We start from the raw sequence: 24,915 nt of genomic DNA, 5'->3' as shown, positions 1-24,915 counted from the left end.
AATTTATTTATTTGTAAGGGATGGAAACTGTAATTCGATAGCACTTTGGTTAAAGGAATGTGCTGCTTCTGCATACTGTTTTTTAATGTCAATGGCCTGATTCAAAAAACTGATGTACGACCAATAGCTCATATCACCATTAGCATAACTTTTTTCTGCCGACTTTATAATCTGATCCGCATATTGTGTTCCTTCATTTTGATAATAGGTCAATGCTTTTTTTTGCTTTTCAAAATTGTTCTGTAATTCCTGCATTTGAAAATTCAAAGCCAGTTTGTTTTTATCTAATGCAAGCTCTGACTGCGAAATGCTTATAGAAGCTGCCTGTGCCTTGGCTGTATTGACTCCTCCAAATAACGGAATTTGAAGCCCTGCCGTAAAGCCCTGAAACAAAGATTCTGTATTGATGGTTTGGGCAAAATATCCCAATCCCAATTTGGGCGTACGCATAGCTTTAAACGTATTGGCTTCTTTTTGATATACCGAAATTTGCTGATTATAATAATCTGTAACCAGACCCTCTGCTTTTGATTTTCCTTTCTCATTTACATCAGAATAGAGTAATGTAGTATTGGTATCTGGTACTATATTTTCGTTAGTTTGAACGAAAAACTGAAATTGCTTTTGGTAAATGGCCATATCATAACTAAGCTGCTCTTTTTGCGTTTCGATCTCTTTTACCTTCGCCTTGGCACTAATAACCTCGATATTGCCACTTTCTCCGGTTTTGAAACGAAGCTCTGCATTTTTAAGAAATTTGGTATAAATATCATTAAGTTCAGAATTCAGTTTTTGGATTGAAATACCGTATAGATATTGATAATAAGAGAGCGTGATTGCTTTTTCTATTTCATATTCAGATAATGCTTTTCGCTTTTCAGCCAGCTTGACCAGTTCTTCTTGTAATTGTCGATTGGCTTTGGTAATTTTTCCTATCGGAAAGTATTGCTGAATCGAAATATTATGATCAAAATCAACACTGTTGAACTGACCTCCCTGATATTGAACATTAAGCGGATCTGCCTGGAAAGCTGTCTTTTTAAGAGCGGTTTGTTTCTCAATTTCCTTATCGGCAATTTTTAAATCTATATTGTTAGATTTCCCTATTTCAATTGCTTTTTGTAAACTTACCGGTTGTGTCGTTTGGGCAAATGAAATACTCGTAAAAAGCAATAACAATGCGATGGTAAGAGGTTGCGATATCATTTTTCTTTTTTTAGTATTGTTCTCCAATAGCAGATATAGAATTGGCAAAACAATTAAGGTGAGCAGGGTTGCCGAAAATAATCCGCCAATAACTACTGTTGCCAATGGCTTTTGTACTTCTGCCCCTCCACTGGTTGATAATGCCATTGGCAAAAAACCCAGAGATGCCACGGCAGCTGTCATTAATACTGGTCTTAGTCTGGTTTTGGTTCCAAGGAACACTCGTTGTAGGGGATCTGTTATTCCTTCTGCTTTAAGCTGATTGAAATACGAAATCAGGACAATTCCGTTTAATACTGCTATTCCAAATAAAGCAATAAAACCAATTCCAGCCGAAATACTAAATGGCATACCTCGCAACCAAAGTGCAAAAATTCCTCCAATGGCTGATAACGGAATAGCTGTAAAGATTAATCCGGCTTGTTTGAAACTATTAAAAGTAAAAAATAATAATATTAAAATTAATCCCAATGCAATTGGCAATGCAATTGATAACCGTTTTGTGGCTTCAATTAAATTCTCAAACTGTCCTCCATAAGTAACATAATAGCCTGCGGGAAGTTCAAAACTTTTATCTAGTTTTTGCTGAATTTCCTCCACTACACTTTTAATATCACGACCACGAACATTCAGTCCGACTGTTATTCTTCGCTTACCATCTTCACGCGAAACCTGTACAGGACCTTGCTCATAATTAATGGAAGCCACTTGCGAAAGTGGTACCTGCTGCCCATTCGGCAATGGTATAAATAAATTGCTCACATCGGCAATATCACTTCTGTTATCGGCATTCATTCTTACTACAACATCAAACCGCTTGCTTTCATCGTATATCTTACCTGCAATCTCTCCCGCAAATGACGAACGAATAATGCGGTTAATATCAGATATATTTAAACCATATAAAGCGATTTTATTATAATCATATTTGATCGTAATTTGTGGTAAACCAGTAACTTTATCTGCTTTTAAATCTCCTATTCCTTCAATGTTTTTTACTTTCGAAATGAGTTCGGCTGCTTTTGCATCCAGAATTTCTAAGTCATCTCCAAAAATCTTAATTGCAATATCACTTCTGCTTCCGGTCATCAATTCATTAAAACGCATTTGAATAGGTTGTGAAATCTCAATGTTTACTCCGGGAATAATTTCCATTTCTTTTTTCATCGCATTCGCTAAATCTTCCCAATTTTTGTATTTTCCTGACCATTGCTTTTTATCTTTAAGAACAATAATCAAATCTGCACTTTCTATTGGCATTGGGTCTGTTGGTATTTCACCGCTTCCAATTTTAGCTACAACGGTTTTAATCTCAGGAAATTTATCTTTTAAAATTTTTTCATATTCCGTAGTAGTCTTTATCATTTGGGTTAGAGAACTTCCTGTCATAATAGTAACATTTAGTGCAAGATCTCCTTCTTCGATAGTTGGAATAAATTCTCCTCCCATATTTTGAAAAACAATAACTCCCAAAATAAATAAACCAAGAGCAATACCTAATACTGTTTTTTTAAAGGCCAATGCCTTCTCTAAAAATGGTGCGTAAATATTCTCCAGCCACGCCATCATTCGGTCACTAAAGTTTTCTTTGTGTTCTGTATTTTTAGATAAAAACATGGCACTCATCATGGGTACATACGTTAACGAAAGAATAAAAGCACCAATAACAGCAAAACCAACTGTCATGGCCATAGGTTTAAACATTTTTCCCTCTGTACCAATAAGAGCCAGAATAGGCAAGTACACGATAAGAATAATGATTTCTCCAAATGCAGCACTATTTCTAATCTTAGATGCTGAATTATATACTTCAGTATCCATTTCTTCTTGTGATAAATTATCTTTTCTTTTGAGTTTCTGCAAATGATGCATCGTAGCTTCAACTATGATAACCGCGCCATCGACGATAATTCCAAAATCAATTGCTCCCAAACTCATTAAGTTTCCGCTTACGCCAAAGGCATTCATTAAAATAACGGCAAAAAGCATCGCCAGCGGGATTACAGATGCTACAATTAAACCTGCACGAAGATTTCCTAAAAATAAAATAAGTACAAAAATAACGATCAATGCTCCCTCCAATAAATTTTTACTTATTGTTCCAATAGCACTATCAACTAATTTTCCTCTGTCAATGAAGGCTTCTGCCACAACTCCTTCTGGAAGGCTTTTATTTATTTGGATCATTTTTTCTTTAATACGCGCAACAACTGCACTTGAATTTTCTCCTTTAAGCATCAAAGCCAGTCCACAAACAATTTCTCCCTTACCATCTTTAGTAGAAGCACCATATCGAAGTGAAATGCCTTCCCGAACTTCTGCAACATCACGAACCAGAACCGGAGAACCATTACGATTTTTGACTACTACGTTTCCTAAATCTTTTACACCTGTAGCCATGCCGACTCCACGAATGAAGTAGGCATACTGGTCTTTTTCGATATAAGCGCCCCCCGTATTTTGATTGTTTTTCTCTAAAGCATCAAAAATTTCAGTGATGGTTACGCCTAAACTATTTAAAGTATTTGGATTGACAGCTATTTCATATTGTTTTAATTTGCCCCCCCAGGTACTAACATCTGCTACGCCTGCTATTCCCTGCAATTGCGGAATAATAATCCAATCCTGTATAGTTCTTAATTGTATCGCATCATACTTATCTTCATATCCTTTTTTGGCATAAACATCATATTGATAAATTTCTCCTAAACCAGTTGTAATAGGCGCGAGTTCTGGAGTTCCGGCATACGCAGGGATATTCTCTTCTGCTTGTTTTAAACGCTGAAATATTTGCTCTCTGGCCCAGTAAATGTCAACATTATCTTCAAAAACCACGGTCACTACCGATAAACCAAAACGAGAAATACTACGAAGTTCAATGACTTTAGCAACGGTCTTGACAGATTGTTCAAGCGGATAAGTAATTAATTGCTCTACTTCCTGACTGGCCAAAGTTGGCGCTGTAGTAATAATTTGAACCTGATTATTGGTAACATCAGGCAATGCATCTAGTGGTAATTTTTTAAGCGAATAGCTTCCCCAGGCAATTAATACCAAGGTAAACAATAGTATAATGAATTTGTTCCTTATACTAAACTGTATAATTTTATCTAACATTTGAATATATAATGAAATGAGAAATTAAGACAATAAATTGTCTTTAAATTGTGTGGAAAGTCCACAAATCTCTAACCGAATCCCGAAAATTCGGGACGGGCAACATTATACTATTTGAGGTGGCTGCCAAATACTTCCGTAGAAATTGGAAGCTAAAACTGAGATGTAATTTGGTAACGGACGCTTAATCAAAGCCCCTATAACATGAAAATCAAAATTAATTGCAGATGCATAGCTTAACACTTGCACTCCACAACAACTGCATACGCAAAATGGTGAGCACAAATCATTTTGTGTGTCATGCGAATGATCAATATGAGTTTCAGTAAATTGAGCTGTCTTTTGCGCAGCATTATTCATTTCCATATCAGCACACGGCATGAAGGAAATAATAAGAATGATAAAAGACAATATGATATTGGTTGTTTTCAATACAGTAAAAATACTATTTATTCTATTACAAAATTAAATTATTTAAAGTGTCTGCTATAAAAATTGGAAACCTTGGTTTTTATCAATCCACAACTCTTTCGATCTGCATATTTGGTATCTTTTTTGAAAGCCTTAATGACTGTGGCAAAAAGCCCGTAAACATAAAATAACCTCCAAAATCAAAATAACTTTGGAGGTTTGTAATTGTGATGAATGCTGATGCGCTCCATTTATTTCTTCATACATTAGAAATATTTGGTATTGCGTCAAATTGCCATCTGATATATTATTTCAAATTATCTTTAAAGAATTTTTCCAGCTTATCGAAAGGAATCACATTAACTTTATCATACAAATCAACGTGAACAGTATTTGGGATAATTATTAATTCTTTTGGTTCATTTGCTATTTTAAAAATATCTTCACTAAAATATCTTGAGTGCGCATTTTCTCCTGCGATTAAAAGCATTGGTCTCGGCGAAATTTCTTTTACATAACTTAAAATTGGCATATTCATAAAAGATATTGGATTTGTCATCAGCCAGGCTCCGTTTGAGTTCACAGAGTTAACATGAAAACCACGTTGCGTTCTGTAGTAATCAAAATATTCTTTTATAAATTGTGGTTCATCGCCTTTCAATGTTTCCGGTAAATTTCTTGGGCCATCTGCCGGTTTTCCGTTTTCTGCATCTTTCCAACGCTGCTCACCCAGATTTTCTAATGTTTTGGTTCTTTGTTCCAAAGTAACAGAATCATTGTAACCCTTCGACATTACTCTGGTCATATCATATAAACTTGTCACAGCAACCGCTTTTACTCGTTTGTCAATTGCAGTGGCATTTAAAGCAAAACCTCCAAAACCACAAATCCCGATGATACCAATTTTATTTCTATCTACCATTTTTTGCAATCCTAAAAAATCAACCGCAGCACTAAAATCTTCAGTATTGATTTCCGGAGAAGCTACATTTCGTGGTTCGCCACTGCTTTCACCCGTATAAGACGGGTCGAATGCTATCACAGCAAAACCACATTCAGCCATTATATTTGCGTATAATCCTGACGATTGTTGTTTTACAGCTCCAAAAGGCCCGCTAATTGCTAATGCAGCTAATTTTGTGTTTCCGACATTTTTCGGAAGATATAAATCTCCGCTTAAAGTAATACCATAACGATTTTTGAAACTTACTTTTTGACGCGTTACTTTATCACTTAATTTGAAAGTATAATGTTCTTTTGATGTATTCATTTTTTCTGATTTAGATTTTTTGTCTTGCGAAAATGCTTGCATTGTTAAAAGAAGCATCATTGTAATAATCAATGTTTTTTTCATTTTATTAAATTAAATTGTTTTTAAAATTTTTGCAGGAATTCCGCCTACGATCGTATTATCGGGAACATCTTTAGAAACTACCGCTCCTGCTGCAACAACTGAATTTTCGCCAATCGTTACGCCCGGCAAAATGGTAGCGTTGGCACCAATCCAGGCATTTTTTTTAATGAGAATTGGTTTTGGAATTAAAGAATGCCGGTCTTCAATTGAAGTTGGGTGACCTTCAGATAATAAACTTACTTTCGGAGCTATTAATACATTGTCTTCAATGGTAATTCCGCCCAAATCAAGAAAAACGCAATCGAAGTTGATGAATACATTTTTGCCGATTTTGGTATTTTTTCCATAATTGATATATAACGGTGTAAATACAGTTACACTTTTGTCAATCTCAGATGCTGTGATCTGGCTTAAAAAATTTATGATTTCCGCAGGATCTGACGAATTATTCATCTGAAGCAATAATTTCTTTGTAGCAAAGGAAGCTTCACGCATTTTATAGGCATCTTTATCTGCTGACGAAATGATTTCACCATTTCTTAATCGGTCGAATATTGTTGTTTGCATCTGTTTAATATTTAAAAACACAAAATTAAACACAAAGCCTCGCAGTGACTTTACTGCGAGGCTCAAAGAATCTTTCTGACAGGCTCAATAAATTTAAGAAACAGGTCTTGTTTCGATAATCAGGAAATGAGCAACACGGTCTTTGATAAGCCATTTTCCATTTTGAAATACATAACTGTCATCATATTTTACACTGTAATCAGTCAAAATATCTTTTCCCTCAATCTCTCTGATCATTTTGATTTGAGTAAAAGAAACTCCAGAAGCAGTTTCGTTATCGATTTTTACAGTATGCTGTCCGTTCAATGTAAAATAGTTTTTTACCAAAGAAGCATGATGATTAAAATCTTTTTCCATATTTTCTCTTCCGGAAACATCGGCCACCAAAACGCCACCCATATAAACTTTATAGGTAACATCCGGTGTTAATAAATCCATCACTTCTGCAATTTTTTTATCATCACCTAAATAGGCATAATCATCAATTAAGTTTCTAAGTTCTTCTTTTGTTTTTAAAATCTCTAGGGTCATAATTTTGTCGTTTAATTCAAATTGAAAATTTATTTTGTGTAATTATTACATGTCAAAATTATATTATATTTGCTTACATTTTATTAGTGATTACCTAAAGGTTAGCAGGTAATAAACAACATAGTTATGAATGAAGTAAAAGAAAATCAAGTAGATAACAAAGCATTTACAGAAGATTGCCATAAAGTTTTAATGGCAGTTTCAGACGCTTTATATGCCATTGGCGGCAAATGGAAACTGATGATTATCATCGCCATGGCAAGAGGAAATAAACGATTTACCGAAATTCAAAGACAAGTTACAGGAATCTCTGCAAGGGTTCTTTCCAGCGAATTAAAAGAACTGGAAATGAATGGTTTTATCATCAAAAAAGTAGAAAATGGATATCCTGTAAGCATAGAATATGAACTTCTCCCCTACAGTCATACGCTTGAAGAAGTTGTAGGAGCCATGACAAAATGGGGAATGCAGCATCGCGAAAAAATTAAAAGCGAACATTCTCCCGGAAAATTAAAAAAGGATAAAAAAGCCTAAAGTTCTGTTGGCGAAATTCCGTATTGTTTTTTAAAGGCGGTTGAAAAATGAGATGGGTTTTTAAAACCAACTTCCATATATACGTCTTGTACTTTTCTGCCTTCTTCCTTTAGTTTTATGTAAGCCATTTCCAAACGTTTTTTTATCAGCCATTTTTGAGGTGTAAGGCTGCTGATTTTTTTAAAATCTCTTTTAAAAGTAGCCAGACTTCGTCCTGTAAACGAAGCGATTTGCTCCATTGAAAGTTCCTGATTATAGTTTTCATTGAGGAATTCCAAAAGGTCAATTTTCCAGGGTTCGGCAAAGTCAAAAAGTATTCGATAAAGCTGTTCATTGCTATTTAGTAAAGCATAAATTCCTTCCAATAATTTTAAATGTGTAACACCTTCCGTTGGTTTTATGTTACTGTCAAAATAAGGGGTAAGCGATTGAAATAAACTTTCTATTGCTGGACTTGAATCTAACTTAAAAACCGTTTGATCGGTAACTTTTACAGCTTTAGGAATTTCAAATTTATTCATTTTGTTGTAAAAATCACGCAATATATTTCGCTTAAAAGTCAATGAAATACCTTTGTACAAATCGTCGCCTTTGCTATTTTTATACATTTTCAAGCGATGATCTCTTCGGATAAAAGCACAATCACCAGCCTGTAATATTATTTTTTTATTTCTGTCCTCTATAATCTGTTCTCCGGAGTACAAATAAACCAAAACATGTTCGGGCGTGGCGTGAACACACTTTTCGCTATAATCACTAAAACAGGACAAAAATATGCCCGAATAGCTTAATGTTTTTAATTTATCGTCTTGCTGAACATCCATGATTTCTGATACTGTATTACTAACATACAAAATTAAAATTTATATTTTGGTAATGCTTTGTTGTGAGGTTCATTTAATCTTTCTGTAAGGCTCAATTAGATTATTGGCAATTACTCAAAGAATACTTCTAAAGGAAACCTAAAAAAGAGCTGTTGGCAAAAACAGCTCTTTTAGGGTTTCTCAAATGATGTACAAGCTTACTAATTCAAATACTTCTAAAAAATAATAATGTTTTGAAAAACCAGTATTGTGTTATTTTAATTTATTAAAATTCCCTACTCCTTCTTTTAACCAATTTGTATAAAATTGAATATCCGGATTGTATGCCGTTGGCTGATTTAGGGATTCTCCGTTATGATCTGTTAAAACATAATAAGGTTGGGCGTTGGTTTTGTACTTCAGGATTTGAAATTCACTCCATTTCTGTCCAGTATATTTTAATTTTTTACCTGTTATTTTTGATGCAATCTGCTCGTTTTCTGCAAGTGGTCTTTTATCGTCTACATATAAAGAAATAACGACAACATCATTTTTTAACTGTGATAAAACCTGCGGATCCGGCCAAACTCGCTCTTCCATTTTACGACAATTTACACAGGCATATCCTGTAAAATCGATCATAACGGGTTTGTTTACTTTTTTGGCGTAGGCCAAACCAGTTTCATAATCATGAAAAGTCGTGATTCCGTTTGGACCGCTTTCTGCGCCTTCCGGCAATACCTCTTTTGCATCATTTGAAACCGCTGTGTTTCCAAAACCATTTGGCGATTCACTATATTGTTTTGCCGGCGGAAAACCGCTTATATATTGCAATGGAGCTCCCCAAAGTCCCGGAATTAAATACACTACAAAAGCCAGAACTGCAATTCCTAAACTCAATCTCCCAACAGAAAGATGTGTTACAAGAGAATCGTGCGACAATTGGATTTTACCAAATAAATACAAAGCCAAAACAAGGAAAATCGCGATCCAGATAGCCAGAAAAACTTCTCTTTCTAATAAATGCAATTGCAGCACCAAATCTGCATTGGATAAAAATTTAAAGGCCAAAGCCAATTCTAAAAAGCCTAAAACAACTTTAACCGAATTTAACCAACCGCCAGATTTTGGAAGTGAATTCATCCAGCCCGGAAAAGCAGCAAAAAGTGTAAACGGCAAGGCAATAGCCAATGAAAATCCAAACATTCCGATAATGGGTGCTAAACCTCCCTGACTTGCTGATTGCACTAATAACGTACCCACAATTGGTCCTGTACACGAAAAAGAGACTATCGCTAAAGCCAAAGCCATAAAAAAGATGCCGATAACACCGCTTTTTTGTGAATTATTATCGACTTTGGTCAGCCATGAACTGGGCAAAACAATTTCAAATGCACCCAAAAAGGAAACCGCAAAAACAACCAATAATAAAAAGAATATCAAATTGAAAACGACATTTGTAGCCAGTGCATTTAAGGCATCTGCGCCAAAAAGTGTGGTTACCAATGTTCCCAGCGCTACATAAATAATGATGATAAACCAGCCGTACAACAATGCATTTCGAATTCCGGCCGCTCTGGTTTTGCTTTGTTTGGTAAAAAAACTAACCGTCATTGGGATCATCGGGAAAACGCAAGGCGTTAACAATGCTGCCAAACCTGCCAGAAAACTCAATAAAAAAACACTCCAAATATTTTGTTCTTCCGGCGCGGGAACATTTTTTACGGCAACAACCGCTTTCTTGATCTCCGGCTTGATCGTATTTTCTTTTACGGTATCTGTTGCAACCGTTGCAATTGTATCGGAATTTGTGGTTTTAGTTTCCACAATTACTTTTGTTTCTTCTTTTAAATTACCTTTCTGAATTTCAAAAACAAATTCTCTTTCCGTTGGCGGTAAACAGCTTTGATCGTTGCAAACCATAAACTCAATGGTAGCATTTATCTTAAAAGCATCATTTGTTTTTCGCTCTATTTTTTGTGTAAAAACAGCTTTGGTTTCAAAAAACTTAATGCGCATATTAAAAACGGGATCATCAACTTCGTGTCCGTTTGGTTCTGTAACGCCGCCTTTTACCGTATAATTTTTAGATTTTGCAAATTTAAAACTCGTTGGCATTGGTCCGTTTGCCGGAACTTTTTGAGAATAAATGTGCCAGTTTTTTTCTATTTGGGTTGTAATACTTAATTCATAAGTATTACTATCTAATTCTTTTACAGCTGTTTTAAAAGATACCGGATCGTAAATTTGAGAAAATGCGTTTTGAAAACTAAAAAGTATCAAAAACAATAAAAGTAATTTTTTCATAGCAGGAAACATTTCATGATCGATCCAATTAAGGGAAGTTCATAATTAATTGATAAAACGAAAAATAGTTTAGATAAAGAACCTTGGTAATCCGGTTGTTTGTGGTTTTCGATCTTTGTCAAAGTTTCAAACTTTGACAAAGATGATTACCTAATATTACTTTTTATATCGGCTTAAAATCCATTTGGCGATATCATCCAGAACTTCGGGAGCAAAAACTTCGTCTATTTCTTTGACTTCTTTCTGTGTACAAGCAGTGCAATGCTGGTACATATGATTTAGTCCCGGATAAATTTTAGTCGTCAGGTCTTTGGTTTTTAGATATTTTTTGAATGAATTTACATTTTCTACCGCCGGAACCTGAATATCTTTATCTCCATTTCCTATAAATACCGGAATTGTAATTTTTGGCAGATAGTCTTCCGGATTGTAATGAATGGTGTAGCGATACCACTTTTTGTCTGCATCTCTCGAATAACGGTAGGTAAAAGTCTCATCTCGCCTGTCTGAAAGCTGTATTTTTTTTAGCATAACTGAATCCTGCATTTTTATCCAGGCTTTTGTTTTTGCTTCAATAACAGGTTTTGCAGATTCAGCATCTTTTGTATCATAAACGGCTTTGAACAATATGTTGTACAGCTCCATTTGTTTAGCGACAACTTCATCTGTAAAACCATAACTTTTAAGAATAGCCGTATTTTGTAAGTTCAGCATTTCAAGTCCGCTTACTCCTACTCCGGATAAGCTTATCATGAATTTTACATCTTTGTTTTTCGAACTTACAATTGATGCAATCATACCTCCTTCGCTATGACCAATTACACCGATATGAGATGCATCGATAGTTGGATCGCTTTTTAGGTAAGTAATTTCTTCATCAATATCGTCGGCAAAATCTCCGGTTGTGGCAATTTCAAAATCTCCTGTTGTTTTGCCAATTCCACGGTCGTCAACGCGCAAAGAAGCGATTCCGTTTTTTGCCAGATAATCTGCTAAAACGGTAAAAAATTCTCTTCCTACATACGTGTAATTGCGATCGTGCTGTCCTGTTCCTGAAATTAAAATAGCCAGCGGATATTTCTTTTTATTTTTAGGAAGTGTCAGTGTCGCGCCATATGTCAGTTTGGTATTTTTTCCTGAAAAGGTAAAATCCTTAACTTCATACGGATACGGTTTTTGCGGATGTTGTGCAAAAAACAACGGTTTAATTTCGTTTTGTTTCTTTAAGATAATTGTCGCATTTGGAATCGAGTAATTATTAAAAATCCCAGTAATTGTTGTTTTCTGCGGATTGTATTTTCCTTTAAAAGTAAACCCATACATATCATTTTTAAAGGAAACACTATCAGCAACAATTTTTACGGCAACTTTAGATTCTGAACCTAATTCAGGAATACTAAAGGCCAGGGAATCTATTTTACTATCAAAATCACCAGAAACTAATATGCGGTACGATTGATATTGCCCCTGCCAGATGGTTTGTGAAAAACCAGTCTGACAGCACAATAACAAAATACTGAGATATAAAAAATTAACAATTTTCATTTTCTAACCTTTTTAACTAAATTATTTTTTCTCAGCTTTTAAATATTCTATGATAATCGAAATTTCATCGGCAAGTTCTGTTGGACTTCCAAAATATCCATTAGACATCCATCTTAATTTTCCGTTTTGATCGATAATCATTTTTTCAGGAATTCCTGAAAATTGAAATGCTTTTGCATATTTATCATATACTTCGTCAAATTTTCCTGTTTTTGGATTTTTTCCATCATACAAAATCGTAAAATCAAAGTTTTTCTCTTTTATAAATGCCTGTGTTTGTGCTTTAAAATCTTTGATATATTCTTGTGTATCTACAAAATAGAAATTCACATTAGGATCTTGTTTGTATTTTTCAACAGCCATCTGCATTCCCGGCATTGCATTTTTACAAGGTCCGCACCACATTGCCCAAAAATCAAGTACGACAATTTTTCCTTTGTGATCGGCTAATTTTACTTTTCCGCCTTTGCTGCTTTCTAACTCAAAACCTTCAATTGGCTTATTGATAAGTTCTGCAATCAATTTGGTTTTGTGTTCCTGAATATTACTGTCTGATTTAAATGAATTGACATAAGCTTCAAAACCTGCTGCTGCACCGCCTTCTTTTAAATAAATGGCTTTTAATGAAGCGAGCATTTCCGGAGTTGATTTGTTTTCTCTAATGCTGATAGCCAATAATTCTTTAGCGTCCAGCGTTTTTCCTTCTCTTAAAAGCATTCTTGTATACACTTCATTATACGAAGCGTCTTTATACCCGTAAAACGGCTTAACTTTATCTAAATACCTTCTCTCTAAATCATAGTTTTTAAAGTATTCCTGAAGTTTTGCATAGGTAAAGTATTCTCTTGCTGCATAATTCAATGCCTGAGCCTGCCATTCTTTAGGAGATAATTTTTGAACAAATTCTTTGGGAACATACAATTCCCTGCTTTCCATTTCCGGAATAATGATATCGGCGTATTTTTTTAATGTTTCCAAAGATGTTTTTTCAACTCCGTCTTCATTTCTGTTAAATGGAATTGAAATTAAGTGCCAGGAATAATCTAATACATTATAGAACGAAACTTTTTTTACGCTGTTGATTGCAAAGTCGTAATCTTTGTTTTTTACGATATAATTGTAAGCGATTGCCTTGAATAATTTATCGCTGAAAAGACTTTCTGTCTCAGTAACAACATCTAAGAATTTTTCTTTTGGAAAGTTTTTTTCAAACTCGTTATATTCTTTTACTTTTTTATCAAAATCTTTTTCCATAAACATTTTTTTGATTTCAATATCACGAGCCAAAACCCCTTTTGGATATTTTTTCAAAATTGCCTGTTGTACTGAGTCTATAAAAGCTTTATTAGCCGTTGGCTCTAATAAATTCAATGTTCTGGTCACATTGTACTGATCCTGATTATCTAATTCATTAGTAAGTATAAATCGAAGTTCTTTTTTAATACGAGGAGAAAAATCACCGCCTCTAACAATTTGAGCTACTTTTAAAGCAGGATAAAATATCTTTTTGCGGCTTTCCGGATGGTATTGCAATTCGTAATTTACCCACATTACGGCTACAGAATCATTTTTAAAAGCAGATTCATCAACAATATTCGGAACATCATTTTCAAAAACTTTATTGCGCAGCATTCCCCAGCCAATATAAGCACCCTGAGATTTTGGCAACATCCAGCTGTAAGTAGTCAGTCCGCCTTTATCTACTAAAGTATCCGAAGTAAAAATAAAAGTCACTAATGACGCATGATCTGAAAGTTTTACTTTAGTCTGCCATTTTTTATCTGCATTAGCTTTTAGATTGATATCCTTAATTTGCCATTTGAAATTATCGTAAGTATAAAGTCTAGCCGAAACTTCCTTTGCGTTTTTTAAAATCGTTTGTGAAGGGTCGTATGTTATGGTAATTTCTTCTCCCGGATTTGGTTGCTCTGGTGCAACATCAAATGTTTTAACTTGATCTTGCGCATATATAGAAGCATTTGCAACTATAGAAAGTGCTAATAGTTTTAATATTTTCATTTTTTTGATTTTATAAGCACGCCCATGTAGGTTTTTAGGCGTGCTGTATACTATTAAATTTTATTAATTTTGTTGTAAATCAGGGGCGTAATCAAAGTAAATTGCAGCAAAAGGAAACTGATAACGGGCTCCGTTTGGTTCAATGGTAAAAGTTTCGTTTAAGTACTTATGTGTAATGGTCTTAGCAAAACGAGGATCATTATTTAAACGTTTCAAATCGGCCCATCTAAATCCGCCTCTTCCCATTAATTCTTTTCGGCGTTCTGCCAATACTTTAACAAGAGCGTCATTGGCATCAACGGCAGTTAAATCGGTATAATCTGCGGCTCTAAAACGACTTTTTCTTAAAGTATTAATCGTATTCATTGCTGCTCCGGCACTTCCTGCTCTGGCTTCACACTCCGCTTTAATTACATACATTTCAGGTACTGTTGGTCCGGCGTTACGTCCGTCTCCTGATAAAAGCTCTTTTGAGAAAGCTCTTCCCTGAGTAAGAGTTCCGTAAGTCATATCATTTAATGATCTTGTGTACAACTGGTATCTAAGATCGTTTGTGTCAAATGAATCTAATAATTCATCGCTTAGTGATAAAACCATTGGCGAATACATATAACTGCCTGATTCTTTTGCTAATATATTTTCAGTATCCTGAAAAGTTCTCGGCCATGAATAATCGCCCAGATTTTGATAATCTTCTAAATTCAATAGGTTATTTTGCAAGGCCAGTGCGGCTTCGGCACTTTGCTGTGCTTCCGTATAATTACCCATATACAAATTGGCTCTTGCCAAAAGTGCAAAAGCAGATGCTCTTGAAGGGAACCAGATGTTTCTTCCTGTTTGCACGGCTTTTAATCCTGATGTAGTGGCTTCTGTAAGATCTTTTACAATTTGATCATATACTTGTTTTACAGATGCTCTTGTAATGTTTTCGGTTACAGTTGGCATCGTTAAAAGCGGAATTCCCGGATCTGTGTCTGCAGTTGCAGGATTATACGCCTTTCCAAATACATTTACTAATGTTAAAAAGATATAAGCCCTGTGTACCTGTGCTTCTCCTTTTATGGCTAAACGCTCAGCATCTGTACCATTTGTACTGCTCATTACCTCAGAAATTATTACGTTGCAGGTGTATAACGATGTATACAGAGAATTCATATTACTGTCTGTTTCTCCAATCGGAATAATTTCATCAGCCCATTTATAGCTGTTTGCATAAGGTTTGTTGAAAGCAGAACCAGAAAAATACTGTTCGAAATAAGCAGCATGATCATCTCGCATTACAATATCATCTGAAGCCACATCTACTAAACCGTATGTACTGTTAAACGTACTGGCCCCCTGCAGTAAATATCTGTAGTTTTCTGTTTGTTTGGGAATTAGTCTTCCTTCAGTTTGTATGTCTACGTAATTATCGCAACTTGTTAAAAGTGTTGATAAAATTCCTATATATATTAAATATTTTTTCATCGTTGCAGCTTTTAAAAGTTAAAATTGAATCCCATTGAATACATTGCTGTTGGAGGCAGTTTCATAGTATTTCCTGTATATGGCAGAAAATCAGGGTCTAAATCCTCTTTGTTTTTTCTCCAGATAATTCCAAGGTTTCTTGCAGAACAGGTTAATGATGCGCTTTGTATAAAAGTATTGGCAAACAAATCTGATAAATCATATTTTAGCGAAACTTCTTTAAAACGAACATGGTCTCCATCAATTACTCTGTTATCACTAAAAATATAACGTCCGTAACTGTAGCCAGTCATTCCTCTTACACCAGGAACATTTGTTGTTGCTTCATCTCCCGGATTTCTCCATCTATCATCAATTTCTGCCGTTAAATCATATCCATTGAATGTTCCGTATCTGCTTACATAATTGCTAAATGCAGGCTTAAACAATACATAATCTAATTTATAGGTTGCTAAAAGATATAGGGAAAGTTTTTTATAACTTAAATTAGCACTTAAACTTCCGTAATATTTAGGTGTAGAACTTCCCATGTATTTCATGTCTTCAATATCTGTTAACATTACATTTGACTGTACAATGTTTCCGTCTTTATCATAAACCTGAGTTGCTCCCGAAGCATTTAAACCTGCATTTCTAAAAGCAAAAACACTTCCTGTTGGATATCCTACTAATGGTGCTGTACTTCCTGAACCGTTTAAAACATTAGAGAAATTGGTAAATCTTGAATCGGTTACTTCATTTTTGTTATAAGACGTTACCAAATTCAAATCAAAACTAAAATTTTTGGTTTTAACGATAACACCGTTTAAATTCAAATCAATTCCATGCCCTTCTAATGTTGATGCATTTCTGACTAACATATTGTTTGGAGTACCATAAAACGGCGAAACCGGAAATTCCATAATTAAATCCCTGCTGTCTTTTTTATAATATTCTACAGTTCCGTTTAAACGATAATTAAGAAGGCTGAAATCTAAACCAAAATTCATGATTCCTGTTTTTTCCCAACGCAATGCGGGATTGGCTGCTGCCGAAACAAAAGCATATGGCAGTTGCGATAATCTATCAACATCTCCAAGAGAAATACTGGTAAAAGGAAAAGTACTCAAACTAATATTACCGTTGTATCCGTAACTTGCTCTAAAAGCCAAATTATCAAATAAGGTTACTCCTTTCATGAAATTTTCCTTGATGATATTCCATTTAAAACCTGTAGACCACAAAGGTGTTCTTCTATAACTTTTATCTACACCAAAATTGTTGTAATCGTCTAAACGTGCACTCCCTGAAAGGGTATATTTACCATTATAAGTGTAAGATGCGTTTCCATAATAAGACAAAAAGCGACGTGTTGCACTTTTTAAGCTATTATTGTAACTCAATCCCTGAGGATAACCATAAATTGTGTTAGGCGTATTTGAAGGAAGATCAATAGAAGTCTGAGCAGTTTCATTATAACCAAATAATGTTCCTGTTTGATTTGATTCTTTGGTTTCTCTAAACTCTATACCTCCCATAACATCAACAGAATGTTTATCAGCAAAAAGCGTGTTATAAACTAACTGTCCTCTGGCGGTGTAACTGTCTTTACCAAATCTTGAACTTTGGTTTATCCCTCCTATCGGAACCCCATAAACAAGTTCATTTGTTGCCGGATCAAGATAAGTATACTGGTTAACAAAATCTCTTGCAAAAAAAGTATCCGCATTAGATAATTTTCTATTATCCAGATTAGAAGTTTCAATATAATAAGCTCCAACTGCATCCAAACCTTTAAACAAAGGTGCCGTAACAGAAATATTGGCAGAGTAATTTCGCTCTTTTAGATTTGTGTTTGCATTATTTAATTCATCCATATAATTGTAAGTCCACGGCAAATATCCCTGACTTTGAAGTCTTTGGGTATCTGCACTATAAAAACGTCTATCGTATGAAACTGAATTTCCGTTGGCATCTACAATTTGGTCATAAGGCAAATAAGTTGTTAAAGACGAACCAAGCGGCGTTAATCCTAAACCATTTTGATCATAATCAAAAATAGACCCTTTAAAACTTGTGCTTACTTTTAAATAATTAAACATTTTAAAATCCTGATTTACAGTAAAAGTCATACGTTTACCGCCAGTACCAATGGCCTGCGTTTTTTCGTTAGAAAAAGAGGCTGATGTAAAATACGAATAATCATTTTCGCCTCCGCTAAAAGAAAAATCATAAGTATTAGATTCTGATGGACGCATCAAATACTGACTAATCTGGTTGTAATTATTTCTTCCTCTTAAAATATCCAGTTGCGCATTTTTTTCATCTGCCGTTATTGTACCTCTTTTTTCCTGAAGCATTAATTCGACTCCCTGACTTACAGGTGTTGAATTATAAAGACTAAAAGCCATTGCCGGATCTGTAATAATACCTTTATCTACCAGTTCCTGCTCCAGATTTAAAACCTGAGATGAATTCATCAAAGGCAGGCTTGAGATCTTGGCTGTGTTTGCAATAGCATAATTTTGAGAAGCGCTGAATTTTGTTTTCCCTTTTTTTCCTTTTTTAGTTTCGATTACCATAACACCATTTGCAGATCTTGCACCATAAATAGAAGCCGCTGCGGCATCTTTCAAAAAAGTTATTTTTTCGATGTCTTTTGGATTTAAAGTTCTAATATCCAATTCCGTAGGAGTTCCATCTAAAATAATCAATGGTAAGCTGCTGGCACCGCTGGTATCATAAGTAGACTGTCCTCTAATTCTAAAATTGTAACTGGTTTTACCTTGTTGCTGACCAAATAAATTGGAGTAAACAAATGTATTATCAGAATCCATAACGTCGATTGCCAAACCCGCAACCTGACCTTCTAATTGGTGCATTACGTTTGAAACCGGAATTTTCTCCAGATCTTTTGCTGTAATTACAGATACAGATCCTGTCGATTTGTTTTTTGAAATTTTCTGATAACCATTATTCACGACTATTTCGTTCATTAAGGCTACTTTATCTTTTGCTGTTATTATGATATTGGACCGACCTTCAAGAAAAACTCTTGTCGTTTCTAAGGTTAATCCTGAGACTTCAATAATAGCATCTGTTGGCACATCGTATAAAACGAAGCTTCCGTCAAAATCAGTTACGGCTCCAATTTTTGTTCCTGTTACCCAAACATTTACGCCCGGATAAGGATCTTGCTGTCCGTTTAGTACACGTCCTTTGACCTGAATAGAACCTGTAGATTTATTCTCCGGTCTTGAAGAAGTAACAACAATAGTTTTGTCCTGAATAGAAAAAGAAAACTGCTGGCCTTCAAAAATAATGGCTAAAGCTTCCTGAATCGTTTTCTTCTGAATATTCAGGTTGACTGGTTTTGCATTCTCTAATATCTTAACATTATAAAAGAAAACATATCCTGTTTGCTTCGTAATACTGTTAAATACAGTTTGAAAACTTAAATTATTACCATCAATAGTCACTGTCTTTGTGCTTTGAGCAAAAGACGAGCAGCTAATAAACAACAATAATATAAGGTATAGTTTTTTCAAATTGCCAGTTGTGATGGACAGTAATTTTTCTATTTGGGAAGAATTCTTGTGTGGTTGTAATTTTTGATTAGTTAAAAATTTCATTACTTTTGAACGGTTAGTTATTAAATAGGATCGGTTAATTTTATTTAGAACTACGCTATACATACCCACAGCGCTCCAACGCTATGGGTATTTTTTTTGCGTAAAGTTCTTGCGGCACTATATTACTGTGTCACAAGCACCTCCTTTCCTGAAACTTTAAAGTGAACATCTTTGCTTTCAAGCATTTTTAATACCTGATTTAATTTTAAGTCTTTTTGAATGGCTCCCTGAAATCTTTCATCCGGAATTTTACCTTTATAAATTACTTTCACATCATACCATCTTTCTATTTCCCGCATGATTTCATCATATTTTGCATTTTCAAAATAGAAGAGTCTGTTTTTCCAGGCGATGGCGAGTTCTATATTGACCTCTGCAATTTTCATCGAATGATTTGTAAGAGACACTTTAACCTGCTGTCCCGGTTTTACCAAAGAAGAATTTTCTCCTTCAGTAATTTTAATTTTTCCTTCTAATAAAGTAGTTTTTAAAACCGGTTCATTTTCATAAGCCCTAATATTAAAATGAGTTCCTAAAACTTCAACCTGCTGTCCGTTTGAGAAAACCTTAAACGGCATTTTTTCATTATGCGAAACTTCAAAATAAGCCTCGCCGGTTAAAACAACCGATCTTTCGTTTCCATCAAAATAAGTAGGATATTTTAGTGAAGATCCAGCATTCATCCAGACATTGGTTCCGTCTGGCAATGCAATCTGAAAAGTTTTTCCGTTAGGAGTAATTAGCGTATTGTAGGTAGGTTTTCCGGTATGCTGATCGTTGTTTTCATCATATCGAATGCTTCCGTCTTTATCTTTGGTAATCACGACGCTTTGCTGGCTGGCGACAACTCCATTTTTCTGATCATTCAAAATTACTTTTGAACCGTCAGATAAAGTAAGTACAATATCATTAGAATTTTGAATTATCTCTTCGGTTTCAATTGTTTCTTTTCCGGAATCAATTACGTTTGTTTTGGTTACTGTAAAATATCCAATTCCTAATAATAAAGCCACAGATGCGGCGATGGCATATTTATAATATGATTTTCTACTTTTCTTAGGAGAAATTCTTTTATCAACTGCCTGCCATGCTTTATTAAGATCAAGTTCGGCTTCGGTAATTTCAATTTGGTAATTTTCCTTAACCTTTTCAAAATATTCCCTGTGCGAAGCTGACTCTTTGTACCATGTATCAAAAATTGATTCTTCTTCTGGGGAAAGAGTATCGTTTATTTTCGCTATGATGATTTTAAATTCCATTTTCAGAATCTCTTTAAATTAACAATTACTTAATGTAATATATTAGCAAGACAACCGAAAGATGAAAATGGGTGACAAAAAATTAATAAAAAGTGAAAAAAAAGTAAAATTAACCTAAAAAGCAAAATTTAACTTACAACAAGGGAGAAAACAAACTAAGCAGCAATGGTATAGCCTGATTGATTTTCTGTTTGGCACGCTTAAGCTGCGTCTTTACCGTATTGACAGATATATCGAGCTTTTCTGCTATTTCGATGTATTTGTAATTTTCGACAAATTTTAGTTTAAAAATTTCCTGCATACTTTCGGGAAAAGTTTCGATAATTTTTAAAATTTGAGTATATAGGATTCTTTTTTCTTCTTCAGAAATCATTTCAAAATCTTCTTCCCAGACTAATATCGAGTTCAGGTCAATTAAATTAATATCGTCTGTAATTTTTATTGATTTTAGATAGTTCAGGCATTTATTGCGAACCATGGCATACAAATAGGCTTTTAACGAAGATTTAATCTCAATGTCGCCGGAGTTTTCCCATAGTGAAATAAAAACTTCCTGTACAATATCTTCACTGGCATCTTTGTCGTATAAAAAGTTATTTGCATACAAAACCATCCCTCTATAAAAATGATTAAAAACATTATTATAAACGGATTTATTCTGATTGCGAAGCTCTTCTAAAACTATATTTATTTCCAAAGTGAGATTAAAAAAAATAATATGTTTGTGCAAAAAACAAATCTATATAAATTTAATTTATCCTGAAATATCATTCCAATTTCTTTGAATAACATCAAAATTGATTGCCAAATTAGAACAATAATTGATAAATAATAAAAAAAGCAGATTTTAATTATTATAAAAAAACAATATTAGTACTTCTCTTACTCAACACTTACATTGCTTTAATACTATTAATCTTAGGCGATTTTTAAACTTAATACTATATGTACGTAAATTTCTCTTTTTAAGTTCCTGTTTCTCTGTTTAAAATATAAAGAAAACAAATTAATTTCAAAAAATGAACACTGTTCAAAAAATAATTTTATATTTGCAGAATAAATTATACAAATGAGTACTGCCGAAAGAAAAGCACGTGAAAAAGAAGCCTTAAAACTACTTATTCTAAAAGGAGCCAAAAAACTCTTTTTAGAACGCGGTATTGAGCAGACTACTATTCGCAATATTGCTGATGAAATAGATTACAGCGTAGGAACTGTGTATGTTTATTTTAAAGATAAAAATGCCATTCTGCACGACTTACACTCTATTGGTTTTGAGGAACTAGGAGGCTATTTTAAAGAATTATTTTCGATAAAAGATCCTATGGAACGCCTTAAAAAAATGGGGTTTACCTACATTAAATTTGCCCTCGAAAATACAGAAATGTATGATTTGATGTTTATCGTTAAAGCGCCCATGGAGTTTATTGAAACCTCTGAAAAAGAAGCCTGGAATGAAGGTGTTGGCACATTTGGCGCATTAAAAAAAACCGTAGAAGAATGTATGAATAAAGGCCATTTTAAAGGCAATTCTTTAGAGCCTTTGTCCTTTATGATCTGGAGCATGGTGCATGGTATGTGTTCTCTTGAAATACGCCAAAGAACAAAAGGTGTAAAATTCTCTAATCCGGATACAATCTTGTTTGACGGATATAATGAATATTTAAAAATAATAGAAAAGCTTTAAATTTTTTTTTGATCAAAAAAATGAACAACGTTCAACTAATAAACAATGTACAATAAAATGAAAAAAGTAATAACCCTAACGCTTTTTTGTTTTGGATTTCTAGGATATTCCCAAAGCAAACTCGACAATTATATCCAGATTGGATTAAAAAGTAATGAAGTCATCAAACAGCATAATTTTGACATAAACAAAAGCATGTATGCGCTTAAAGAAGCTCATGCCCTGTTCTACCCCACTGTTTCCTTAAATGCCAATTATACCAAGGCAGATGGGGGAAGAACAATCGACATACCAATTGGCGATATGCTGAATCCGGTTTACAATACCTTAAATCAGATTACAAATTCGAACGCATTTCCTTCTTTACAAAATCAATCTGTGCTCATCAATCCGGATAATTTTTATGATGCTAAAATTCATACGACAATGCCTTTATTGAATTTTGAAATTATTTACAACAAGAGGATTAAAAGCCAGCAAACTTCTTTACAAAAAATAGAACTTGAAATTTACCAGAGAGAATTGGTCAAGGAAATCAAAATTGCCTACTATAAATATCTGCAATCTATTGAAGGGATTAACATTTATAAGGATGCTTTAAAATTGGTTAAGGAAAACCAAAGAGTGAATCAGTCTTTATTTAAAAATGATAAAATAAACCGTACGGCAGTTTTGCGAAGTGATAATGAGGTAATTCGCATCGAAGCAAACCTCGAAACAGCAAAACAAGTAAACAGCAACGCCAAAACTTATTTTAATTTTTTAATCAATCAAAAATTGGATAGTGAAATTGAAATTGATGCAAACAACGAATCTACACCTACTATTTTGGTAAATGAAAATACATCAAACCGCGAAGAGCTTTCAAAATTAACTCAGGTTAGCGAAATTAACAGTAATGTCAGCAAGCTTACAGAATCGTATTGGTATCCAAAATTAAGCGGTTTTGCTGATTTTGGTTTTCAGGATTTTGATTTTGAAGTCAACAAACAATCCAGATATTATTTTGCAGGCGTTGGTTTAGAATGGAACATTTTTTCTGGCAACAAAAACAAATACAAACTAAAACAGGTTGAAGAAGACAGTAAAAAAATAAGTTCCCAAACCGATAATGTGAGACAGCAATTACTGCTTCAGTTTCAGGTATCTCAAAACAATCTCAAGTCGGCTCTGGAACAATTCAATGCAGATAAAAATCAAAAAGAATCGGCCAAGAAATACAACGAAGATATCACCAAATTATACAAAGAAGGTCAGGCGATTTATATCGAACTCCTTGATGCACAAAATCAATGGGTTAATGCCCAACTCAATACGAATATTTCACTTTATAATTCCTGGATTGCTTTTGCCGAATTAGAAAGAGCCAATGCCACTTTTACTTTTAAATAATCCCAAAAACAAAAATTATGAAATCAAAAATTTACGAATACCTAAATAATAATTTTATACACAAAAAAGCATTAGCAATATGTCTTTTTGTATTTCCTGTTTTTTATGCGTGTCATGAAGAAAAAAAAGAGACAAATCAATTTGAAAACAGCGAAACTGTTGCCATCAAAACAGCGACTGTCGAATCTCTTTCCTTAACGAGCAATATAAATGCTTCTGGTTTAGTGACCACAGAAAATTCTGCTAATTATGCTTTTAAAATTGGCGGCGTAATAAATAAGATTTACGTAGAAGAAGGTCATTTCTTCAAAAAAGGACAACTTCTGGCTACTTTGGATGCTACCGAAATCAGCGCAGGTTTAAACCAGACAGATCTGAATGTAAAAAAATACGAACGCGATTATAACCGTGCATACAATTTGTACAAAGACAGCGTGTATACTTTAGAACAGCTTCAAAATACAAAAACTGGTCTGGACATTGCCAAAAAACAAAAAGATGCCGTGGCTTTTAATGCGCGTTATGCCAAAATATATGCTACTGCCAATGGTTTTGTATCGCAAAAATTAGCCAATGAAGGCGAAGTTGTGGCGCCCGGTTCTCCAATTTTAGCCATAAACGAAACGACTAAAAACAATAATTATTTATTAAAAATTGGTTTGACAGACAAAGAATGGGCAGCCGTAAAGTTGGGGCAAAAAGCCATTGTAACCCTTGATGGTTATCCTGATAATCAGTTTAATGCGACTGTTTTTAGAAAATCGCAGGCAGCAGATGCTGCACTTGGTTCTTTTCAGGCCGAATTAAAACTGGACATGAAAAACAGTAAACCGGCCGTGGGTATGTTTGGCAAAGCCGAAATACATACTGATAGTACAAAAGATGTAATTACAATTCCGTATGATGCTCTTATTGAAGCCGATGGAAATAAAGCTTTTGTATTTATTGTAGCAAACAACAAGGTAAAAAGACAGCCTGTTTCTATTTTTAAATTTGAAAATAATACAGTGTACATCAAAGACGGCCTGCAAAAAACAGATCAGATTGTGATCTCGAACAGTGCTTATTTAAATGAACAATCAACGATCAAAATCATTAAATAATC

General features: G+C 34.2%; 17 protein-coding genes. 4 read left to right on the top strand and 13 right to left on the bottom strand.

Going from position 1 to position 24,915, the window contains the following annotated elements:
* Positions 1 to 3: 3 nt before the first annotated feature.
* From BUE22_RS22395 to BUE22_RS22375, 5 genes are all read right to left on the bottom strand, one after another.
* Positions 4 to 4,323, bottom strand: a complete 4,320-nt coding sequence (locus BUE22_RS22395; protein WP_073398193.1) for a CusA/CzcA family heavy metal efflux RND transporter — start codon at positions 4,321 to 4,323, stop codon at positions 4 to 6.
* A gap of 105 nt (positions 4,324 to 4,428) precedes the next feature.
* The gene (locus BUE22_RS22390) at positions 4,429 to 4,755 is read right to left on the bottom strand and encodes a DUF6660 family protein (RefSeq protein ID WP_317043546.1); all 327 of its coding nucleotides are present in this window, start codon (positions 4,753 to 4,755) and stop codon (positions 4,429 to 4,431) included.
* 286 nt (positions 4,756 to 5,041) lie between these two features.
* Positions 5,042 to 6,088: an alpha/beta hydrolase gene (locus BUE22_RS22385; RefSeq protein WP_073398191.1), complete on the bottom strand. Its 1,047-nt coding sequence runs from the start codon at positions 6,086 to 6,088 to the stop codon at positions 5,042 to 5,044.
* A 9-nt stretch (positions 6,089 to 6,097) separates the two neighbouring features.
* Positions 6,098 to 6,664 (bottom strand): sugar O-acetyltransferase, encoded by a 567-nt coding sequence (locus BUE22_RS22380; RefSeq protein WP_394332807.1) that lies wholly within the window; start codon positions 6,662 to 6,664, stop codon positions 6,098 to 6,100.
* Positions 6,665 to 6,748: 84 nt separating this feature from the next.
* Positions 6,749 to 7,186 (bottom strand): nuclear transport factor 2 family protein, encoded by a 438-nt coding sequence (locus BUE22_RS22375; protein WP_073398189.1) that lies wholly within the window; start codon positions 7,184 to 7,186, stop codon positions 6,749 to 6,751.
* 126 nt (positions 7,187 to 7,312) lie between these two features.
* On the opposite strand from BUE22_RS22375, the gene BUE22_RS22370 reads away from it, so the two are divergent.
* Complete coding sequence (locus tag BUE22_RS22370) at positions 7,313 to 7,720, top strand: winged helix-turn-helix transcriptional regulator (protein WP_073398188.1); 408 nt, start codon at positions 7,313 to 7,315, stop codon at positions 7,718 to 7,720.
* Here BUE22_RS22370 and BUE22_RS22365 read toward each other — a convergent pair.
* From BUE22_RS22365 to BUE22_RS22330, 8 genes are all read right to left on the bottom strand, one after another.
* Entirely contained in the window at positions 7,717 to 8,574 is an 858-nt protein-coding gene (locus BUE22_RS22365) for an AraC family transcriptional regulator (RefSeq protein WP_243396834.1), read from the bottom strand. The genes BUE22_RS22370 and BUE22_RS22365 overlap by 4 nt on opposite strands.
* Before the next feature lie 222 nt (positions 8,575 to 8,796).
* Entirely contained in the window at positions 8,797 to 10,830 is a 2,034-nt protein-coding gene (locus BUE22_RS22360; RefSeq protein WP_073398273.1) for a protein-disulfide reductase DsbD family protein, read from the bottom strand.
* A gap of 156 nt (positions 10,831 to 10,986) precedes the next feature.
* Positions 10,987 to 12,375, bottom strand: coding sequence for an alpha/beta hydrolase family protein (locus tag BUE22_RS22355; RefSeq protein WP_073398186.1), 1,389 nt, complete (start codon positions 12,373 to 12,375; stop codon positions 10,987 to 10,989).
* Between the two features lie 21 nt (positions 12,376 to 12,396).
* Positions 12,397 to 14,394, bottom strand: coding sequence for a TlpA family protein disulfide reductase (locus tag BUE22_RS22350; protein ID WP_073398185.1), 1,998 nt, complete (start codon positions 14,392 to 14,394; stop codon positions 12,397 to 12,399).
* Positions 14,395 to 14,457: 63 nt separating this feature from the next.
* Positions 14,458 to 15,861 carry a RagB/SusD family nutrient uptake outer membrane protein gene (locus BUE22_RS22345; RefSeq protein WP_073398184.1) on the bottom strand — a complete coding sequence of 468 codons (1,404 nt, stop codon included), beginning with the start codon at positions 15,859 to 15,861 and terminating at the stop codon, positions 14,458 to 14,460.
* An 11-nt stretch (positions 15,862 to 15,872) separates the two neighbouring features.
* A complete protein-coding gene (locus BUE22_RS22340; RefSeq protein ID WP_243396835.1) occupies positions 15,873 to 19,388 on the bottom strand; it encodes a SusC/RagA family TonB-linked outer membrane protein in 3,516 nt (1,171 codons plus the stop codon).
* A 206-nt stretch (positions 19,389 to 19,594) separates the two neighbouring features.
* Positions 19,595 to 20,731: a FecR family protein gene (locus BUE22_RS22335; protein ID WP_084540315.1), complete on the bottom strand. Its 1,137-nt coding sequence runs from the start codon at positions 20,729 to 20,731 to the stop codon at positions 19,595 to 19,597.
* A gap of 133 nt (positions 20,732 to 20,864) precedes the next feature.
* Positions 20,865 to 21,428, bottom strand: a complete 564-nt coding sequence (locus BUE22_RS22330; protein WP_073398181.1) for an RNA polymerase sigma factor — start codon at positions 21,426 to 21,428, stop codon at positions 20,865 to 20,867.
* A 372-nt stretch (positions 21,429 to 21,800) separates the two neighbouring features.
* On the opposite strand from BUE22_RS22330, the gene BUE22_RS22325 reads away from it, so the two are divergent.
* Genes BUE22_RS22325 through BUE22_RS22315 form a run of 3 tightly spaced genes read left to right on the top strand, consistent with a single transcriptional unit; the run spans position 21,801 to position 24,913 of the window.
* Entirely contained in the window at positions 21,801 to 22,418 is a 618-nt protein-coding gene (locus tag BUE22_RS22325; protein ID WP_073398180.1) for a TetR/AcrR family transcriptional regulator, read from the top strand.
* A gap of 57 nt (positions 22,419 to 22,475) precedes the next feature.
* Positions 22,476 to 23,810 (top strand): TolC family protein, encoded by a 1,335-nt coding sequence (locus BUE22_RS22320; protein ID WP_073398272.1) that lies wholly within the window; start codon positions 22,476 to 22,478, stop codon positions 23,808 to 23,810.
* A gap of 17 nt (positions 23,811 to 23,827) precedes the next feature.
* Positions 23,828 to 24,913: an efflux RND transporter periplasmic adaptor subunit gene (locus tag BUE22_RS22315; protein ID WP_084540314.1), complete on the top strand. Its 1,086-nt coding sequence runs from the start codon at positions 23,828 to 23,830 to the stop codon at positions 24,911 to 24,913.
* Positions 24,914 to 24,915: the final 2 nt, after the last annotated feature.

The sequence above is a fragment of the Flavobacterium pectinovorum genome (assembly GCF_900142715.1).
Classification (GTDB): domain Bacteria; phylum Bacteroidota; class Bacteroidia; order Flavobacteriales; family Flavobacteriaceae; genus Flavobacterium; species Flavobacterium pectinovorum.
The sequence above is the reverse complement of the archived record's forward strand: the minus strand, read 5'-3'. Positions and strand labels throughout refer to the sequence as shown.

What these genes read in the sequence shown, in the direction of transcription:
- BUE22_RS22395 (WP_073398193.1), bottom strand. Translation starts at nt 4,323, where the DNA reads ATGTTAGATAAAATTATACAGTTTAGTATAAGGAACAAATTCATTATA.
- BUE22_RS22385 (WP_073398191.1), bottom strand. Translation starts at nt 6,088, where the DNA reads ATGAAAAAAACATTGATTATTACAATGATGCTTCTTTTAACAATGCAA.
- BUE22_RS22375 (WP_073398189.1), bottom strand. Translation starts at nt 7,186, where the DNA reads ATGACCCTAGAGATTTTAAAAACAAAAGAAGAACTTAGAAACTTAATT.
- BUE22_RS22370 (WP_073398188.1), top strand. Translation starts at nt 7,313, where the DNA reads ATGAATGAAGTAAAAGAAAATCAAGTAGATAACAAAGCATTTACAGAA.
- BUE22_RS22360 (WP_073398273.1), bottom strand. Translation starts at nt 10,830, where the DNA reads ATGAAAAAATTACTTTTATTGTTTTTGATACTTTTTAGTTTTCAAAAC.
- BUE22_RS22355 (WP_073398186.1), bottom strand. Translation starts at nt 12,375, where the DNA reads ATGAAAATTGTTAATTTTTTATATCTCAGTATTTTGTTATTGTGCTGT.
- BUE22_RS22350 (WP_073398185.1), bottom strand. Translation starts at nt 14,394, where the DNA reads ATGAAAATATTAAAACTATTAGCACTTTCTATAGTTGCAAATGCTTCT.
- BUE22_RS22345 (WP_073398184.1), bottom strand. Translation starts at nt 15,861, where the DNA reads ATGAAAAAATATTTAATATATATAGGAATTTTATCAACACTTTTAACA.
- BUE22_RS22335 (WP_084540315.1), bottom strand. Translation starts at nt 20,731, where the DNA reads ATGGAATTTAAAATCATCATAGCGAAAATAAACGATACTCTTTCCCCA.
- BUE22_RS22325 (WP_073398180.1), top strand. Translation starts at nt 21,801, where the DNA reads ATGAGTACTGCCGAAAGAAAAGCACGTGAAAAAGAAGCCTTAAAACTA.
- BUE22_RS22320 (WP_073398272.1), top strand. Translation starts at nt 22,476, where the DNA reads ATGAAAAAAGTAATAACCCTAACGCTTTTTTGTTTTGGATTTCTAGGA.
- BUE22_RS22315 (WP_084540314.1), top strand. Translation starts at nt 23,828, where the DNA reads ATGAAATCAAAAATTTACGAATACCTAAATAATAATTTTATACACAAA.